Origin of the sequence: Acanthopleuribacter pedis, from assembly GCF_017377855.1 — a bacterium.
Taxonomy (GTDB): Bacteria; Acidobacteriota; Holophagae; order Acanthopleuribacterales; family Acanthopleuribacteraceae; genus Acanthopleuribacter; species Acanthopleuribacter pedis.
The window spans coordinates 259303-278284 of the sequence record NZ_JAFREP010000003.1; the positions used below are offsets into that span (position 1 = coordinate 259303).

General features: G+C 56.4%; 15 protein-coding genes and 1 tRNA gene. 12 read left to right on the forward strand and 4 right to left on the reverse strand.

Translation table 11 applies throughout. From position 1 onward, the window contains the following. The 7 genes from J3U88_RS04410 (at window position 1) to J3U88_RS35230 (ending at window position 6489) form a co-directional block, all read left to right on the forward strand. Complete coding sequence (locus J3U88_RS04410; RefSeq protein ID WP_207857082.1) at window positions 1-477, forward strand: chemotaxis protein CheW; 477 nt, start codon at window positions 1-3, stop codon at window positions 475-477. Between the two features lie 97 nt (window positions 478-574). Next, the gene (cheB, locus tag J3U88_RS04415) at window positions 575-1666 is read left to right on the forward strand and encodes a chemotaxis-specific protein-glutamate methyltransferase CheB (RefSeq protein WP_207857084.1); all 1092 of its coding nucleotides are present in this window, start codon (window positions 575-577) and stop codon (window positions 1664-1666) included. 191 nt (window positions 1667-1857) lie between these two features. Then, complete coding sequence (locus J3U88_RS04420) at window positions 1858-2682, forward strand: CheR family methyltransferase (RefSeq protein WP_207857087.1); 825 nt, start codon at window positions 1858-1860, stop codon at window positions 2680-2682. A 369-nt stretch (window positions 2683-3051) separates the two neighbouring features. Continuing rightward, complete coding sequence (locus J3U88_RS04425; protein ID WP_207857089.1) at window positions 3052-4671, forward strand: response regulator; 1620 nt, start codon at window positions 3052-3054, stop codon at window positions 4669-4671. Continuing rightward, window positions 4668-5807 (forward strand): SpoIIE family protein phosphatase, encoded by a 1140-nt coding sequence (locus J3U88_RS04430; protein ID WP_207857091.1) that lies wholly within the window; start codon window positions 4668-4670, stop codon window positions 5805-5807. Before J3U88_RS04425 ends, J3U88_RS04430 begins: the two co-directional genes overlap by 4 nt. A gap of 2 nt (window positions 5808-5809) precedes the next feature. Continuing rightward, a complete protein-coding gene (locus J3U88_RS04435; protein WP_207857093.1) occupies window positions 5810-6265 on the forward strand; it encodes an ATP-binding protein in 456 nt (151 codons plus the stop codon). Window positions 6266-6300: 35 nt separating this feature from the next. Next, window positions 6301-6489, forward strand: coding sequence for a pentapeptide repeat-containing protein (locus J3U88_RS35230; protein ID WP_207857260.1), 189 nt, complete (start codon window positions 6301-6303; stop codon window positions 6487-6489). 129 nt (window positions 6490-6618) lie between these two features. On the opposite strand, the gene J3U88_RS04445 is transcribed toward J3U88_RS35230, so the two are convergent. After that, a complete protein-coding gene (locus tag J3U88_RS04445; protein WP_207857095.1) occupies window positions 6619-8139 on the reverse strand; it encodes a dipeptidyl-peptidase 3 family protein in 1521 nt (506 codons plus the stop codon). Between J3U88_RS04445 and J3U88_RS04450 the strand changes: the two genes are divergently transcribed. Both J3U88_RS04450 and J3U88_RS04455 read left to right on the forward strand, forming a co-directional pair. Next, entirely contained in the window at window positions 8132-8308 is a 177-nt protein-coding gene (locus tag J3U88_RS04450) for a hypothetical protein (protein WP_207857097.1), read from the forward strand. The genes J3U88_RS04445 and J3U88_RS04450 overlap by 8 nt on opposite strands. 591 nt (window positions 8309-8899) lie before the next feature. Next, window positions 8900-8997: transfer RNA gene (locus J3U88_RS04455), tRNA-Sec, on the forward strand. An 86-nt stretch (window positions 8998-9083) separates the two neighbouring features. Here the strand turns inward: J3U88_RS04455 and J3U88_RS04460 are convergent. Then, window positions 9084-9221: a hypothetical protein gene (locus J3U88_RS04460; RefSeq protein WP_207857099.1), complete on the reverse strand. Its 138-nt coding sequence runs from the start codon at window positions 9219-9221 to the stop codon at window positions 9084-9086. Here J3U88_RS04460 and J3U88_RS04465 point away from each other — a divergent pair. Then, window positions 9220-9909 carry a RibD family protein gene (locus J3U88_RS04465; protein ID WP_279382472.1) on the forward strand — a complete coding sequence of 230 codons (690 nt, stop codon included), beginning with the start codon at window positions 9220-9222 and terminating at the stop codon, window positions 9907-9909. The two genes, J3U88_RS04460 and J3U88_RS04465, sit on opposite strands and share 2 nt — an antisense overlap. Window positions 9910-9975: 66 nt before the next feature. Here J3U88_RS04465 and J3U88_RS04470 read toward each other — a convergent pair whose 3' ends face one another. Then, window positions 9976-10659, reverse strand: coding sequence for a peptidoglycan recognition protein family protein (locus tag J3U88_RS04470; protein ID WP_207857103.1), 684 nt, complete (start codon window positions 10657-10659; stop codon window positions 9976-9978). A 218-nt stretch (window positions 10660-10877) separates the two neighbouring features. Beyond that, a complete protein-coding gene (locus J3U88_RS04475; RefSeq protein WP_207857105.1) occupies window positions 10878-13124 on the reverse strand; it encodes a putative bifunctional diguanylate cyclase/phosphodiesterase in 2247 nt (748 codons plus the stop codon). A 1070-nt stretch (window positions 13125-14194) separates the two neighbouring features. Here J3U88_RS04475 and J3U88_RS04480 point away from each other — a divergent pair. Beyond that, window positions 14195-15028, forward strand: a complete 834-nt coding sequence (locus tag J3U88_RS04480) for a glycosyltransferase family 25 protein (protein ID WP_207857107.1) — start codon at window positions 14195-14197, stop codon at window positions 15026-15028. Window positions 15029-15352: 324 nt separating this feature from the next. Further along, window positions 15353-18940: a serine/threonine-protein kinase gene (locus tag J3U88_RS04485; RefSeq protein WP_207857109.1), complete on the forward strand. Its 3588-nt coding sequence runs from the start codon at window positions 15353-15355 to the stop codon at window positions 18938-18940. The last annotated feature ends 42 nt before the right edge of the window (window positions 18941-18982 follow it).

The following is an 18982-nucleotide window of genomic DNA, read 5'->3' on the forward strand; positions in this document are numbered from 1 at the left end:
ATGAGTACGAATTTTCGTGAACCGGGCGCCGAGGGCGTCGAAGAGCGCCTCAAAGAATTGGTGATTTTTAAAGTGGCCGGCTTGTTGTGTGGCCTTGAGGCGCTGAATGTACGAGAAATATTAAGAAGCCAAAAGGTTACACCTGTTTACCACGCGCCGGAATACGTGCTGGGTGTGGTCAATTTGCGCGGCGACATCGTCACCATCATTGATCTTCAAAATAAGTTGGGCCTAGACCCCGACGACAGCAGCCAAGGCCGGCGGAATGTGATCATTGTGGAGTACTACGGTGAAAATGTGGGCTTGGCGGTCCACCAAATTCAAGACATATTGCAGGCCAATGTGGATCAATTTGAGGCGCCGCCCTCGAACTTGACGGCGCTTTTGGGTGATTATTTGTCCATGGTCTACAAAATGACGGGGAAACTTGTTTCGGTCCTTAACATTGAGCGATTGCTCGACATTGAGCCACAGTAAACAGCCGCGCACCTTGGTGAAAGGTTTGAAACCATGACATTCATGAGCCGACAGAGGAACCATCACGATCTAAAAAGCCTCATTCCAGGGGGATGCCATGCGTGAAATCGGCGTCCTTATCGTGGATGATTCGGTGATCTACCGCAAATTTCTCTACGACATTTTTACCGAGAATCTTGGTTTGGAAAAAGTCGACCGCGTTTCCGGGGGGCAAGCCGCGCTGGACCGGCTTGCTTTGGGAAAACACAAGTTGGTAACCCTTGATTTGGAAATGCCGGGCCTGAGCGGCATGGAAACGCTCAGCGAAATTCGCCGTCGTTACCCCGATGTAAAGGTGTTGATGATTAGCAGTCACACCCAATCGGGCGCCGCGGTAACCATTGATGCCTTGGAACAAGGCGCTTTTGAATTTGTGGCCAAACCGAACCTAGATGATCGCGAGGCGATGCTGCGGTTCTTGCGTGAAGAAATTTCCCGCAAGGTAAACCATTTATTGAGTGGGGGGCCCGCGCCCGCGGTTTTTCGGTCAACGCGAGCCAAGGTGGCCAAGCCGATCCCTGCACCCAAGCCGACACCCATGCCGAGGGTTCATGAGAAGCGCGCCCAGCCTTCGGGGAACGAGATCGCGCTGGTGGCGATTGGCATCTCGACCGGTGGGCCGGCGGCTTTGGCGACCTTTCTCCAGGCTTTTCCCAAAGACTATTCGCGTCCGATTCTCATCGTCCAGCACATGCCCGCCATGTTTACCAAGGCTTTGGCGGACAGCCTCAACCAAAAATCTCTGCTTAACGTCATTGAGGCACAACATGGTTTGCCGATTGAAGCCGGTACGGTGTATATAGCACCCGGCGGAAAGCAAATGTGCGTCGTAAAAAAAGGCGAGGTGCCCAAGATTTGTATTACCGACGACCCGCCGGAATCCTTTTGCAAACCCTCGGTGGATTATCTGTTCCGTTCGATAGCCGGGGCGTATGAGGGCAAAGTGCTGGCTTTGATTATGACGGGGATGGGTTCGGACGGTGCCCGCGGCGCCCAACTTCTCAAAAGGCGTGGCGCGGTGATTTGGGCCGAAAGTGAAGAAAGCTGTGTTGTGTTCGGCATGCCCCGCGAGGTGATCAAATTGGGTTTGGCCGACGAAGTTTTGGGGCTTGCGTCCCTGGCCAAGCGATGTGCCGCGTTTTTTTCATGAGATGGAGGGGCTGAATATGGCTCGTTTCGCGGCGCCCACCCGCGGTCGTCCTCGGCAGCTGAGCGGGCTCTCCGGCGCCCCGGCCCGGGCTGCTTGCCAAGGTTCTGTTTCGCGAGCCAAAAACGGTGCACCCAGAGCCGGTCAGCATGCCGGGTTCCCATTAGCGTTTGTGTCGGGACAAGGGGTGCCCCGTGCGCATTAAAATCAACGACCACGAAATTACGCTTTTTTGTCGCTTTATCTATGAACTCACCGGCATCGTACTGGACGAAAGCAAACGTTATCTGTTTGAGACGCGGTTACAGCCGTTGTTAAAAGAACACCGATTGAAGAACTATGAGAGCCTTTACCGGAAAGCAAAAAAAGAACGGATGGTTGAGCAAGAAATCGTTAACTTGATGACAACCGACGAATCGTATTTTTTTCGTGACAATTCACCCTTTGAATTGCTTTACCACAAACTTTTACCGTCCCTGTTCGATCAGCGTCGCGGGCAAACGCGGCCCTTGATTCGTATATGGAGCGCCGCCGCATCAAATGGCCAAGAAGCCTACAGTATTGCCATGGTTTGTCGCGAACTGCTGGGGGAGGTGAATCACTATCAAATTGAAATTTTAGGCACGGATATTTCCACGAAGTGTTTGTATCGGGCGCACTTGGCTCGCTATTCAAAGTTTGAGCTGTCACGGGGAATGACGTTTGACCGGCTTAACCGGCATTTCAACAAAACCGACGATGGCTACGAGGTGAAAGAATCGCTGCGCAAGATGGTGTCTTTTCGGCAAGCAAACTTGCATGAGAGTCTGACCCAATTTGGCATGTTCGATATCATTTTTTGTCGTAATGTCGCGGTGTATTTTAGTGCGGAAGACCGTAAGCGCTTGTTTGATCGCCTTGCGGAGCGCTGTGTGTTTGGGGGTTACCTTATTATCGGTTCCACCGAAAACCTCCTAGGTTACGGTGAGCGTTTCGAGCGCAAGGTTTTCCAAAATTGGGTGTACTACGCGCGGAAGTGATCCGGTAGGATGAAAATTCAAAAAACCGGGTGGAATATTCATGCAGCGCCTGACAAAACACGATAAGCTGACTAAACCTAAAGTGAGCGATTCTTGGCGGCGCACTCGCGCAACCTGCTGGACGACAACGTGCAGTAAAAAACGCGCGACGTACTTTCTTAAGTACGCGTCGTGCGCGACCCCGGTCCGCTTTTACCAACACATTTCGCTTCAGTCCTCGGCGCGTCCTGCGCCGATACTTACGCGATTGCATCCACCCGAATCACACACTTTCGGTTGAACCCACCCATCAAAACGCGCCCGCGTGATCAAAAAACAGACGGCCTCGGGGCCTTGGCTCCGATCCGGTCAGAGCAAGGTATAAAAGCCATGAACCCATCCCAAGACCCCATCCTCGACGAATTAAGTACCGTGCTTGCAAATAAGGACTTGATGAAGGCCAAAGGATTGTTTGGGTTATTCGGCGACAGTTCGCCGGGCACCCAGCAATGGGCACTTCACCAAGTGGTGGCCGCCCCGGCATCACTTTCTCTTCCGCTGTTGTCCTTTTTGGTGGCCAAGTACCCCACGCTCTTGAGTGGCCCGTTTCACGCGGGTATCGCGCTGGAGCAAGCGCTGGTATGCAGTGATGCGGCGCTGGTGGAAGGCATGAAGTTACAAAGCCATGAGGAGAAACTGCTTACCCTTGCCTACCTAAAAGGTGGGGCGGGGGAAACCCGTTTGCAGCGCTTGGGGAAATTGTTGGATGCCTCGGATGATTTAGGCGCCAAATTGGCGATTATCGAAACCTTGGGTGACGTTGCCGACCCTGCCGCCGCCGGCCATTTGGCGGGTTTTTTAGAGACGTCGCAACCCGTATTGCGTGAGGCGGCCCTGCGCTCCTTGCGGCGTCAGGGCGGTTTTCCCGCCTTGGAAGTGATGGTTGGCGCCATGGGGCTGGACCGTCGCTTGGATCGAACGCTGAAGAAAAGTGTGGCGGAGGCGCTCAACGGGGGCGATCCTGCATTGCTCAACCAACTGCTCCAATCCCGCTTCGCCGCTTTACGGGTTCCTGCCAAAGACCGCTTGCGCGACCTGGGGTCGCCCGTCCTGCCGCTGCTGGTGCGCAACCTACAGGATGACCATACCGACGCCCAAATTCACAGTTTGAACCTCATGGGCGAGATCGGCGATCCCGAGGCGATGGGACCGATTCGCAATTTATTGTTTCATGCCCCCGAAAACGCCAACGTGCGTTTTGCCGCCTACGAGGCCTTTGCGATGTTGCCGTTCCAGCGCGAACCCTTTGCGCTCGCGGCCGGCTTGGAAGACAGCGATGAATCGGTGCGGTTTGCCGCGCTTAAAGCGATTAACCGCCATCTCGACGACCGCCTTGTCGAAGGGGTACGGAACATTTTGGATGCGCGTGATAAAACGGCTTTTTTTGTGATGAGTGCCGTCATTGATCAGGAGTGCGGTGCTTTGTTTCTGCGCCTTATCGATCACCCGCTTTTCGAACGCTTTGCGCTGTCTTACTTGGCCACCAAAGCCCATCCCGAGGTGGTGGCGGCATGGCAAAAGTACCTCGGTTCGCAAGGTGGCGCGGCCTTTCTCGAAAAGCTTAAACCGCGCGGGGAACAAGAGGTTGCCGGTGCTCGGATTTTTGCCATCGACGATTCCCAGCTTATCTGCCGCATCTACCGCAAGTTGCTGTTTGAGTGCGGCCATGAGGTGCACACCTTTACCCGGCCCCAGGATGCCATTGACGCTTATGCCGGTTTGACCCCGCAACTGATTTTTGTCGATCTCAACATGCCGGAAATGTCCGGTATCGAAATGACCCGCATTTTGCGCGAGGATCACGGCGCGGCCATGCCGATTGTCATGGTGACCACCCAAAACGATATGGAAGATCGCGAGGCCGCCGAACAAGCGGGGGTGACCCGTTACCTCAACAAGCCGTTCACCCGAGCCCAATTGGAAGATGCTGTATCTGAGTTAGTTCCATGATCCCTACCAAAAACGTTCACGACAACACCTACACCATTCTCATCGTTGACGATACGCGCCTGAATATCCGTATTTTGGAGCGGGCTCTGAGCCGGGAGGGCTATCGTATTTTGACGGCCGCCAACGGCATGGATGGACGGGCCTTGGCGCTGGCGGAGCAGCCGGATTTGGTGTTGCTCGATATCGTCATGCCCGGGGAAAACGGTTTCGAAACCCTACAACGTCTCAAGAGCGACCACCGCACCGCCCACATCCCCGTGGTGTTTATTTCCGGTGAGGATCATGTGGAAACCAAGGTCAGCGGCCTCGACGCCGGGGCCGTGGATTACATCACCAAGCCGTTCCACTTGGAGGAAGTAAAGGCCCGAGTTCGCCTACACATTCGCCTCAGTATCGCCACGCGGGCGTTGCTCACCGTGCAGGCTGAAAAGCTCAAGGAAATCCAGAAGGCGCAAAGTGAGTTGCTCACCCTTCCCGAGGATCTTCCCCACGCCCGCTTTGGGGTCGTCTACCGTTCTTTGCAAGAGGCCGGCGGCGATTTCTACGATGTGTTTTCCATTGGTGACCGCATCTTCGGGTACTTTTTGTCGGATGTGAGCGGCCATGATTTGGCGACCAGCTTTTTGACTTCCGCGCTAAAAGCGCTCCTGAAACAGAACTGCAGCGCGATCTACAAACCCACGGAAAGTATGGGTATGGTGAACCACGTGTTGTTGGAAATCTTGCCCTCCGGCAAATACCTCACCGCCTCCTACTTGGTCGTGAATCGTGCATCGCAACAGGTCTCGGTGGTCGGCATGGGTCATCCCCCGGTGGTTTATCAGCCGGTTGCGGGGGCGCCGCGTTTGATCGAATTGGACGGTGATATTCTCGGCGCCTTTCAGGAAGTCAATTTTGGTGCCGCGTCTCTGGACGTCCAGAGCGGTGATCGCTTCATTCTTTACAGCGACGGCTTGATGGAGCGGACCGAGTCCGGCACTGTGTGGTCCGAGTTGGGCGAGCCTTTGTTGGCCATGGTCGAACAGGTGCCCAGGTTTCACAACGCCCAAGAAGCCGCGGATTTGCTGACTGAGCTGGCCAACCTCCAGTACGGCAATCCCGACGACGATGTCGTGGTGTTGGTTGTGGAGGTATAGCAATGGGCAACGCGCAACATCCACCCACCGCTGAATACAGCAGCCGGGTTGAAGACGGTTTTTTTTGGGTTCAGTTCCAGTCGCGCCTGGATCTGGTCGACCGTGCCGTTGTCGAGATCTTGGCTTTTTTGAGGGCTTGCGCCTTGCCGGGTTACGACGATTTTGAAATTGAGGTGGTCATTCGCGAAGGGCTGACCAATTCGGTGGTTCACGGCAACCAAGAGGATTTGGGCAAAAAAGTTGTGTTTGAAGCGCGGGTTCGCGACAACCAACTGACCTTGGTTTTTGAAGATCAAGGCGCCGGTTTTGATTGGCGGAAAAAACGTGCGGTTGACAGCGTTGACGCCGAACTTGATTGTGGCCGTGGGATTTTGTTAATGCGTTCCTACGGCTACGATTTGCGCGGCAACGCACGGGGCAACCGCATTGAACTGGTGCGCGTTTTTTCCGTCGAATAACCGATTAGCAGGCAGCAAAAGGAAAAGCCGCGACCCTGTCGCGGTTTTTCCGGGTCGGCCTTAGCCCGCAATTCTCACAAGGATTCGTCACGAGAAGCAGAAAGCCTTGTGAGTACGAAGGTTACGACCGAGAGACGGCACAGGGGCCGACCTTTCGCGGGGCCGACCTATCGCGGTCCGACCTATCGGGGTCCGACCTATCGGGGTCCGATAGGTCGGCGTAGCAGCTGAGGCGAAGGCGGCTCGACAGAGTAATGCGGCCGGCCGCCCCGCGGAAGGCAAACCCTCGTAATCGCATGGGTTGCCCCGTAGCAGAATTTCTTGTGAGAAGTGCGGGTTAGGTCGGGAAGGCGTTACAGACCCAGAACCTCGCGCCCTTGTTTGAAGTAAATATCCCGTGGGATACCCGCATCGGCCAGACGTTTCAGATCGTCTTGCAGGCTTTTCGGCATGGCGCCTTTCTCTTTGAACCAGGTGTGAACCGCCGCGTAGTCGCCGTCGCCTTGGAGCTTGAGGATCTTGGCGCTGAGGGCCTGAACCGTCTCCGGCATCTTGTCGAAATCGACGCGCCAGGTGCCTTTTTCCCCATCGCGTACAATTGCACCGCTGTCGACAAACGCTTGGAAACGGAGCATGTTGGCCTGACCGTGGGCGCTGGCCGCGCCGAAACGGACGGAGCGGAAGATCCCCGCGACGAAGGTGACATAGAAATCTTTGATGTCGCCTTCCAAGGCACCTTTTTTGAGCAATTCGCCGATCATGTACAAGCCGAGAATGTCGGCTTTGCCTTCTTCAATCGGCGAGCTTTTCTCTTTGAGGGCCTTTTTGACCAGGCCTTTGCCGTTGATCGTGTTTTTGATGCCGAGTCCGTGCGCCACCTCGTGGAACATGGTGTTGGCGAAGAAGGCGTCAAAGGTGATGTGCTTGCGCTGAGCCTCGTCAATCAAGATATCGCTGAGGGGCACCAAAATTTTGTCGAACTTGGCGCGCATTGCATTTTTCAGTTGCAGACGGCGGGTGCCCTTGGCCAACTGAACCTTTTCATCGTTGGGCAGGTTGATGGCGATGGTTTTGGAGCCGGCGTTGCAATCGCCCGCGTAGTAAATGACGTCGTAGGCGTTGAGGTCGGAGTCGGTGCCGGGTGTTTCTTTTTTGTAGGCGGCTTCAACCGGAAGGCCGGCTTGCAGTTCGGGCAACATGGCCGCGTACTTTTCCAAGCGTTTGCTCCAGGCCGTGTCTTTGATCAGCACGTAGGCTTCAAACGCGGTTTTGTAGTTGGCGATTTTGTCCTCGTAGTGTTCGATGGGACCGACCACAAAATCCACGGCGTTGGTTTTCATGTCCATCCAAGCCATATCAGATTCAAAATACTTGCTGGTGCGCAAGGCTTTGGCGCGTTGGATCAGGTAGTTTTTGAAACCCGCGTCCTCGGCGAGTGCCGCCGCTTCTTCCAGTTTCTTCGCCGCCAGGGCGATGTCTTCCTTGAAGTATTCGTGGTAGGGAACGGCTTTGAGTTTGCCGTTTTCATCGCGGATGACCATGGTGTACTGATCGCGAACCGCGGGGTCGGCCGCTTCCAACGCTTCTTTGGTCATATCCTTGGGGTAAAATTCGGCGCCGTCCGCCTTTTTACCGTAGCCCTTGATAAAGGACGTGTTGTTTTCAAGGCGGTCCCAAGGGCCGTAGTTGATTTTGGCAAACAGTTTGGTGGCCGGGTCGTCGATTTTGGCCATCAGCGCCGCCTGGTCGCCGTAGGATTGGCGCCAGAACAAACGGTCCATGATTTCCGAGATTTCAATCAGGATGCCGATCATCTTGCGCTGGTTGTCACTGAGGTGGCTTAGGTCGGTTTGCAAGGTGACTTGGGTGTACATGTTTTTGCGCTCCTCGCTTAAGCCGGACGTGGCCTTTGATTTGGCTGAGGCCGTCGGCGCTTCGGCGTTGGTCGAGGCCATGCCGGGGATGAGACTAAAAGCTACGAAGAAAAGCAGGGCCGGGCGCAACAGCATTGACCGGCTGAAAGAAAAGAATGAGTTCACGTGAAAGCTCCTCTGAGAACGTACCTTATCAATGCAGGCATTCGGGTTCCGCTTGTTCTCGTTGAACAAGGTGCGGTGCCCGCGCAACAAGGAAGGTGGAATTAAGTAACATCCTGTACCCCCGCATGGGGATGCAGCCGTGCGGTGGTCAGGGAAACGGCGGGGCGAAGAATACGAACCGGGCCGCGCATCGGCGGGATCGGCGTCGAAAGGGATTTGCCGAAAAACAGCAAACCCGCGTTTTGCGCCGGGTAACCGTGAGAAATTCGGCCCATTATGGCGTATTTTGGGTGAATGACCAATGATTTTGGTTTTGAGGGACGGCCGCCGGGTTTCTGACCTAAGAAGCGCTGAAGCGAGGGGTTTTTGCTAAAGATCTGGAGCCAAATGGTTTGAGATAGCGGGCCGGGGTCGCGCACCACCGCTCCCCTTGGCCTTGTGCATTTTTACAGGCCGTTGCAGCCCAGGGGATTAGCTAAAATCACCGCGAGTTATCGCGTTTCTTAGGTCTGAGGAGGGGATGAGGTTTGCCAAAAGTCCGCGCGGCGGCCGGCACCGCTTGCCTTAAGCGGCGCTGCTCGCTAAGCTTGGCGGTGGAAGTGGGGGGCGGCTGGTGCCGTTCGCGGTCTTCAAAACCGTTGGTCCCACGGGTTTCCCTGGGACGGTGGGTTCGATTCCTGCGCACTTCCGCCAGAGTCGTTAAACCTTTTGAATTTTGGATGGGTTCCCCGCCGGGGAACACCCGGGTTTCGGCCGAACAGATGAGGTTTCTTATGTCGTTACGGGTATGGGTTCGGCGTTGTGTGTTGCTGATCGCCGTTGCCGCGCTGTTCACGGCCTGCGGCAAAAAAGGGCCGCCGCGCCCGAAACAAACGCGGGGTGCCGAGGTTGTTGGGATCACCATAGGGCAAGGTCATGTTGGCTTCCCCGTGTAGGGTGTTTTTGTGCTTGGCGGCGTCTATGGACGGCCGCATCGCCGACGCCGCCGAGGGCGCGCCCAATTTTACCTCGCGGTATGATCGCGAAAAATTGTTTCGCCTGCGGGCTGAGGCCGATGTGCTGATGGTGGGCGCCAACACGGTACGCCACGAATTGCTGCCGCCTCTGGTTCGCAACGCGGATTTGGCCGAACTTCGCCGCGCCGCCGGAAAGCCGCCTCATCCAGCGGTGGTCATCGTCTCGCGGTCGCTTGATCTGCCATGGCGGGCAGGTTACTTTACGCGAGCCAAGCAACCCATTTTTGTGTTGACCACCGAGGCGCCCGCGTCGGTCCGCCAAAGCGCCGCCGACGTGGGGGTGACCGTGCTTGAGGCCGGTGATCAGGACCTGTTCCAATTCGGTTTTAACCAACTCCACGCGCGCGGTTTTGGCCAAGTTTTGGCCGAGGGTGGCGGAACCTTGGTACACGCGTTGTTGGCGCGCGATCTTGTGGATCGTTTTTATCTGACCCTGGCCCCGGTGGCGCTTGGCGGTCGGGATGCCCCGCTTTTGGTGAACGGTCCCTCGCTAAAGCCGCCGGTTTCCTTTCTCCTGCATCATTGTGAGCAAGTCGATTCCGAACTCCATTTGGAATACCGCCGCTCAGGCGAGGCGTCGCCGGCTTAATCGTAGTTCGCGATGATGCCCAGGCGCGGCTTTTCGCTCTTTCCTCGCGGCTTCGCGAGAAATGAGCTAAAGGCCGGCTCCGTTTGCGGTTGGCTGCGAAATACGTCGTCGGCGCATGCGCCATCGATGCTGAAGACCCCAGATGGAAACCAAGCCGCCCAAAAACAACGGGAACAGGATGCCGGGGGCGGTTAGGGTTTTTGCCAGAACCGCGCGCTGCCGTGCGGCGACGGCGGGGGTAACTTTGCCCGATTCTTGGTCGACCCATCGCACCAGATCGGCCCGTTGGATGTTGCGGCCCGGACAGGCGGTTGCACTGCAATCCCGGTGCAACAGGATCTTCGCGGATGGGACGCCGTAGCGTTCACTGAGCAGTTTCAGGGCATGGGCCAAGTGCGCGCGGGTTGCAGGGGAGGGGGGCTGTTGCTCGTAATTCCCCACGACCGCAAGGTGCAATCCCAGCACATTGTGCCGTTTACTTCGGGTTGCCACCGAATGGGTGCCCAACCAATAACGCAGGCTGGGCTCTAGGTCACCGGCCGGCACCGCCGTGCTGCCGTTGCTCAAAATCAAGTGGTAACCGGCGTCAAACCAGCCCCGCGCCCAATGGCCGCGCCGAACGCTGTGAAGGTTGCCCGTATCCGATGCGGTGTGGTGAACCACCAAGTATTGGTAACGGATACGGGGGAAAAGCATTGCAGTGGTCGCGGCCAGCAGGACACACAAACCCAATCGAACAAACAATTTCATAAGCAGCCTTGAATCGGTGGTGCACCGTTTTTGAGCGCGAAACCCACTTGGGTCGCCGCGTCGGTCCTAATCCCATAAAGCGCAAGTCGTCGAGAAAAGCGATCAAGTAAAGCTCGGGGATGTGGGTCCGCTATGGCAAATTACAACGCCGCGCCAGATCAGAACAGCGCGGGAGCGCCCTGGGAAAGATTGGGTTTCAGGACTAAAACAGGGCGCCATTAGCCAATTTCAGAATTTACCCGCGCTAGCCATTTATCAACGATTTCCGCCTCGGGCAAGGGTTTGCTGAAGTAGTAACCCTGAATTTCATCGCATCCCAAGGTTTTGAGGTAATCCAACTGGGTTTGCGTTTCGACACCCTCGGCGATAACCTTGAGGCCGAGGGCGTGACCCATTTCAATGACCGCCTTGGCGATGGCGGAATCCTCCGGTTCTTCCGCCACATGGTCCACAAAGGATTTGTCGATTTTGAGTTTGTCCAAATGGAAGCGTTTCAGGTAGGACAGCGAGGAATAACCGGTCCCGAAATCGTCCAGGGCGACCATCAACCCCATGGCGCGTAAGTCCGCCAGTTTACGGACGGTGGTTTCTACATCGCCCATGGCGATACTTTCCGTGATTTCCAATTCAATGCGGAAATCGCCCAGCGCCACCTCGGCCAGACTTTCCGCCATAAAGGCGACCAAATCGTCTTGGGCAAATTGGCGGGCCGAGAGATTGACGGCCACCACGATCGGCGTCAGCCCGCGGCGATGCCAGTCCTGAACCGTGCGCAAGACGCTGCGAATGGACCATTTACCGATTTGAACCATCAGCCCGGTTTCCTCGGCGAGGGGAATGAATTCGCCGGGGCTGATAAAACCCATCTCGGGATGGATCCAGCGCATGAGGGACTCCGCGCCGATGATTTCGCCGCTGTGGATGTCGATTTGGGGTTGGTAATGCAGGCAGACCTGGTCGGTGTTGAGCGCCTTGCGCAGTTCGTTCTCAAGCGCCAGTAACCGGGCGCTCGCCGGCACCAGTTGTTTGCTGAAGAAGGTGAACCCGCCGCCACCGCCCGTTTTGGTGGCGGATAATGCTTTTTCGGCACAGGCGGTCAGTTCGTCGGGTACCTGGGCGTCGTCGGGAAACAGCGCGATGCCGACGCTGAGGGAGACATGGATGTCCAAATCGCCGACGGTTTGCGGTTGGCCGACGGCTTGGATCAGGCGTTCGGCGGTGCGGGCGGCTTCCTGGACAGAGTGAAGCTTGCTGAGGAGCACCGCGAATTCGTCTCCGTCGATTCTGGCCACGGTGTCGGTTCGTTTGAGCGCACCCTCAAGCCGGGTGCCGACCTCGCGCAGGATGGTGTCGCCCTGAGCGATGCCGAGGTTGTCGTTTAGGTGTTTGAAGCGGTCAATGTCCAAGACGAGCACCGCGAGTTGGTGGTCGTTTTGGAGGGCACGCATTTGGCCGGCGGCGAGGCGTTCGGCGAAGAGATGGCGGTTGGCGAGACCGGTCAGGCTGTCGTGGGTTTTTTGGTAGGCCAGCTCGCGTTGGGTTTGGAGCTTGAGTTCGTGCTGGGCCTGTTCCAACTCGCGGGTTCGCTGTTTGACTTTGACCTCAAGTGCTTCGTTAAAAGAGCGTAACTGGGCGATTTGCGTTTGGATGCGGTGCCGCATTTTGACCAGCGCCTTGGCCAATTGATCGACCTCGCGCCAGGGGCTGGGACCGCAAAAAAAAGCGGCTTCTTGTTCGGGATCGGTAAGCGCCGTGGCGGCAAGGGTGCTGATTGGGTTGGCGACGGTGTGGGTCAAGTACCAGATAACGGCCATGCCGAGCGGAATGAAAATAGCGAATAAACCCAATAACGGCAATATGTAAGCTGAGAGGGCGGCCAGGTAGGCGGCGTTGTTGCCGTCGACCCGGTAGTCGGCCTCAATGAGGCCGACAATGTGATTTTGGCGGTCGCGGATGGGGGCGATGGCGGAAAGCCAAGAGCCGTGATCGTCCGTATAAACTCCGGTTTTTTGGGGTTCGCCGGTTGCCAAGGCCTTTTGAAATATGGGCTGGTTTCGTTCGGGAATTTGGTAGACCGCACCGACAAAAGGGTCGGGATGGAGCATGACGGCAAATTGGATTTGGCCGGGATGTTCCTGATCGGGCAGGTGAAAGGTGTACAGGTGGTCAAATTCAAGCCCATTAATCTGTTGTACCTGGCTCAAGTAACCGCGGATTTCGCGCCATGCCGGATTGTCGGCATCCTCATTGGAGCGGAACTTTTGGTGGGCCTCGCCGTCGATTTTCAAGCTGGCCGTGGTCACGATGCGTTTGAGTTCCGAACCCAGGCGTTGAATTGAAAGTTGTCGCATGAAGTACAAGGATATACTGAGTAAAACCAGCGAGATAAGGATCATCGCAAAGGTGAATTTCAACGCCATAAGGAGGGCCATGCTCAGACGCGGTGGGCGATTAATGGGTTTCATACAGCTGCCTTTGGGGCGACGGGCACCGGCAAGGAACGTGTGCCGGGAGGTCTCAGCGTCGATGGTGCATGTTGATAAAGGGGTTTGGTTTCTTTATCGCACGATAAGCCGGGACTTTGAAGCAAAAACGACATCTTGGGTTTGTTTGCTTCAACACTGAGAATGTGATGTTCATTCCCGATTTATGGGAAAACGGAAAAGTGGGCCGGCCCGTGGCTGACTCGGTCGCGCGTTTTTCGAACGCGTTTTCAAAACGCGGGTTTGTGGCGTCACGCATTGAACCTAAGAAGCGCTGAAGCGAGGGATTTTGGCTAAAGATCTGGAGAGAAATGGTTTGAAAAAAGCGGACCGGGGTCGCGCACGACGCGTACCCGTTGGCCCTGAGCATTTTTACAGGCCGTTGCAGCCCAGAGGTTTAACCAAAATCGCCGCGAGTTATCGCGTTTCTTAGGTTAAAGCGTCATCAATTCTGCGCTTCATTTTTCCGTGAGATCGTGTAAGCTAACTCTGACAAAAAGTGCTGTTCTGTATCTTACAACGGACGCGTATGTCGCCGGCCCCCGGTTACACCTTCCTCGTTTGAGCCAATGCTCATCGGGAAGGCCGATTCTTCGGACATTGGGGCGCTCGCTTCAATCGGATTGCATCCAAACTCTATCCATTTCTGGTCGTGTTTTTGAACGACCGCAATCCGGGTTTTATCGATTTCAATAGGAGAGTTGTCTCGGTATAAAGGATCAACTTGATCCACACCTAACATGTTCGACAAGGATCGCCCTTCACGGCGTGTCGTCATAGCCCGCATTTAGGCTTCGGAGCAGAATCCCTTGTGAGAAATGCGGACGAGTCGGTGTGTGTCTCGCCTTCTGCCCGTTCACAGGGGCGGCGAATCGGCGGGACCCATCCAATCTCACGTTCTTGGACACAAGCAAAGGCCGCCTGTCCCCACCGTAACCTTATTTACGGGAAGACCGCGCCGGGGTTTGCAAAAATGTTGTTTTTTTCGTGGTTTTACACCGGTCGAGCATGTGCGCGGTTGGGTCTCGTCCCGAGGCACACAAGGGTGGAAGATGCTGAACCAATTTTTTGACCATATTTATGTGTTGACGCTGGAGCGTGCCCATCATCGGCGTAACCACATTGAATCAGAATTAAAAGGCCTGTCGTTTGAATTTTTTACCGGCGTTGATAAACACCAACTGGACCGCGATACCCTGATCGATAAGGGCGTTTACGACGATCAACGTCACCGTTCCTGTAAACGAACCCATCGCGGTATGAATCTCGGTGAAATTGCCTGTGCTTTGTCCCACCGCAATATTTGGCAAGACGCGGTGGACAAAGGTTATGAATCCATCTTAATTCTCGAGGACGACATCCATCTGGAGCGGTCTCGACTTGCTTCTTTTGGTCGCGCCTTGGAAGAACTTCCCAATCAATGGGAGTTGCTGATGTTGGGTTACTACAGTGAAAAGTACCCTTCCTTCAAAACCCATTTTCAGCGCGCTACCTATCAGCTTTACCACCAGTTGAAATGGTTTAATTGGCACAAGGTGAGCAAGGGGTTTATCGACAACTTGCTCATGCAGCCCTTTTCGGATCACCTGTACCGGATTGGCAAATTGGTGGGGGGCCATGCTTACGCCTTGCGTTTGGAGACCTGTCGTAAGTTTGTCGCCTACCAAACGCCGGTTTTTTTGCAGGCGGATCGCATCTACAACTACTACCTCAGTGATCAAGGCCTCAACGCGTTCGCGCTTAAGGACAAGTTGTTCACCTTGGCCGAAACGGCCAACGACTCCATGATTGGTTATGCTTCGTTCGGGGAAAAACTGATCGAACGGCCCATGGAGTGGTGTCGCAAGGTTCCCTCGGTGGTGCAGCGTAAATCGTCCAAAGTCTAAAGCAACCGCGTGTTCCTCGCACGGCTGTTGTTAACCCTAAGAAGCGCGATAACTCACGGTGATTTTTGCTAAACCTCTGGGCTACAACGGCCTGTGGAAATGCTCAGGGCCGGCGGGTGCGGTCGAGCGCGACCCCGGCTCGCTTTTTCCAAACCGTTTCGCTCCAGGTTTTTAGCCAAAATCCCTCGCTCTTATCGCGCTTCTTAGGTTAAAGCGCTTGTGCTGATGGTCCGATAATTGAGTTACCGGCGTGTGTGCCCGGGCTGCCGCGCTCATTCGTGGAAAGGCCCGCACCGCGTCGCGCTTCAGTTTGGAAGTGGACCTATGGTGTATCAAGCGAATGGGTCGCCGACCGAGGAGCCGACCCCGCCGGGCGGACGTTCTCGGGTCGAGGCCGCGGGGGCTACCGAGTCGACAAAGTCGACAGAATCGACCGAGTCGACCGGGAACGCACCCGATCTTTTGCCGCGTCCAGATGTGGCATCGTCTCTTTTTTCTGAAGGCGATATTTTATCGCGTTACCGCATCTTGCGGCGCATCGGCACCGGCGGCATGAGCGAGGTTTACCTGGCCGAGCGGACCGATGCCGCCGATCAGAAAGTTGCCCTCAAGGTGTTGCGTTTGGTGGACGCCGATTTTTTGCGTCGCTTCGAACGCGAGCAAGCGATTTTGGCGCAGCTCAACCATCCCAATATCGCCCGCTTTTACGATGTGGGTGCGGCGCCGAGTGGGCACCCGTGGCTGGTGATGGAGTATGTCGACGGCTTGCCCGTGACCCAGTACTGCGATCAACACCGAGCCACCATTCGCCGCCGCCTCGCGCTGTTTATCGAAATTTGTAAAGCCGTGAGTTTCGCCCACCAGCATTTGGTGATTCATCGCGACATTAAACCGGACAATGTCATGGTTGACGTCAACGGTGTTCCCAAATTGCTTGATTTCGGGATTGCCGCGATGATGAATTCCGAAAGCGGCACCCAAACCGCCCTGACCCAATTTGGCAACCGCATGATGACCCCCGATTATGCCTCGCCCGAACAGTGGCATGGCGGCCGGCTTACCGCCGCGACCGACGTTTACTCCTTAGGCGTGCTCCTTTTTAAAATGTTGAGCGGGACCCTTCCGTTTTATTTGAGTCGGAAGTCTTTGCCGACCGCGTTGAAGGTTATGGCCGAGGAAGAGGCGCCCTCCTTGCACCACCACCTCAGTGCCGCTGTTTTTGATCCGGTCGAGGTTGCCGCCAACCGCGGTGTCGACCCCACGCGTCTGCGTCGCCTTTTACGCGGCGAACCGGGGCACATTGTGGCCAAGGCGCTGCGCAAGGAACCCCACGCGCGTTATGAATCGGTCCAGGCGATGGCCGACGACGTGGCGCGCTACCTCGGTGGTTATGCGATTCGGGCACGGCCGCAAAGCTGGACCTACCGGGTGGGTAAGTTGGTCCAGCGCAACCGACTCGTGCTCTCGTTCACCGCGCTTACCTTTGCGATTCTCCTTGGCGCTTTATTTGCCGTTTGGCAGGAACAACGCCAAACCGAGGCCGCGCGATTGCTCGCCGAGCAGGAGCGGGCGTCCTCGGAACAAATCACCGATTTCCTGGCCTCGCTGTTCGATCTCGCCGATCCGCGCACCCATGAAGGCCGGCAAATGACCGTGCGGGAAATGTTGGATGTCGGCCGGGAGCGCTTGGCCGCGGAGGGCGGTGTCAATGACGACGTCCAAGGGCGTTTGCGCCTGCGTATGGCCAAGGTTTATTTGTCGTTGCGCGAATACGAAACGGCGCTGGGGTTGTTGGAAGAAGCCGCTGCGATTTTTAAAACGCACCAACGGCCCCGCTATCAGGCCGAGACGTGGCTAAGCATGGTCGAGGCGTTCCATGGGATGAATCGGGTCGTGGATATGCGTCGTATCGCGGACCAAGCGCTGAGTTTTTGTTTGGTTGAATTGCCCGAATCCGTGTGGGTCCTCAAAGCCTATCGCGCCCAGGGCGATATTTTTATGTTGGAGGGATCGGTTGAATCCGCCGCGCTTTGGTATCAAAAAGCCGCCGATTTTTTTGAAGAGCACCGCGTTGGCGCGCCAAACGACTTGGCCGACCTGTTTTCCCAACTGGCCCTTACCTACCACTTCCTCAGCGATTTGGATGCAGCCGAGAACTATTACCTGCGCGCCTTAGAAGTTTCGTTAAGCGGGGAAACCGCCTCAAAAGGTTTGCGCATGCGTTATCAAAGAGGCCTCGCGGGGGTATACCGAGATCAAGGACGCCATGACGAGGGGTTGGTGCTGGCCGAGGAAGCCATTCGCAATGCCCAGACCGTTTACGGTGAAAACAGCATTCAAATGCTTCAAGCGCTCACGCTGAAAGGGCAGATTTTCGAGGTTTCCGCGCGGGGACGGGAGGCCGAGGTCGTTTACCGTGATGTCGTCCGTCGCTTTGAAGCGGAGGGCGACCAGGATAGTCGGGATTACGGCAATGCCCTGGATGATCTGGGCCGGCTTCTTTCAGCCAACGGCGTCGACGTCGAGGCCGAGACCGTTTTGCGTCGGGCCCTCCTCATTCAGCAACGTCTTTTCGGCGACACCCACCAGGGAACGGCGCGGCGGCAAATGTTGTTAGGCCTGCATCTGATTCAGCAGCGGCGGTTTCTTGCGGCGCGGCCCCTGCTTCGCCAAGCACTGGATACCTACCTCGGCTCAGAGCGCGGGTTTACCTCGGAGTTAGGATCAACCTATGCCGCCATGTCCGAGGTTGCGCTTGCCATGGGCCGCCTGGAGCAGGCGGTTACCTACAGCGCCAAGGGAAACGCGGCCTGGTTGGAACGCTTTGGCGCCCAATCCGATTACGGTATGTTAAGTCGCTCCCAATATTTGCGCACTCTTGCCCGGGTCGGTCGGTTGCGAGAAGCACAAGAAGGTCTAAACAAGCTCCTGGCCGAACAAACGCCGGATCGTCCCCGTTGGCACCGATTTGACACCGCGCGCATGGAAGGGCGTTTTCACGTACTTCGCGGGCGGATCGACCTGGGGCGCCGCGTGTTCCAACGCCTCATGGCCGAGGTTGAGGCGGCGCATCGCGAGAGCTTTTCGTTGCGATACCCCGTGTTTGTCCAAGAGCAGGGTGGTTTTCTGATCGATGACGGCGATTTTGCCCAGGCCGCCGCGCTCTATGAAGCATTGGCTTCCCTGGTAACGACGTCCCTAGGCCCGGACAGTTACATGCACCAGGAAATACGGCCCAATGTGATTCAGGTGCATGCCTACCTGGGACGCTGGCAGTCGGCGGATGAAGATGTCGCGGCCTTGCGCGCCTACCTCAAGAAAGAACCCGGTGATGTGACCCTTGAACTCGATTTACAAGCGTCGGAAGGTATTCTTGCCTGGGGACGGGGTGAACTGGAGCAGGCTGCCTCCGTGCTGCGTGACTTAATTAAGACGCGGCAGGCCCGGCTCGGGGAAAAACATTACCGTGTCGCTCGGAACCAGTTGGCGCTGGCAGAAATCCAGATGGACCTGGGAGCGTGGGACGAGGCCGAGGCGCTTCTCCATCAAGCCGAGCTCGCCCGACGCGAACAAGAAGTTCCCGAGAGTGTTTACCTTGCCTACCAAGAGGTGCTTCAGGCCGAAATCGCCGCGTATCGCGGTCACCCCGGCGCGGCAGCGAAACGGCTGGGCGCGGCCATGGCCGTGTTGAAGACACAACTGGGGGAACATCACCCCAAGCGCTTGCGGGCCGAGCGGGTGCAAGCCTATCTGGATGTTGTGTTTGGGGATCACGACCCATTGGAAACACGGCGGCGCCTCAATCTTGAGCAGATGCGTCGTGTCTATGGGGAGGACACCTGGTGGGTCACTTCCGCCGAGCGACAATGGGACCGGATTCAACGGGCCAAATCACAGACCGTTAACCACTGAACCCAAGAAGACGGCGGGGGAGCGCGGGCGGGCGTTGCCGTT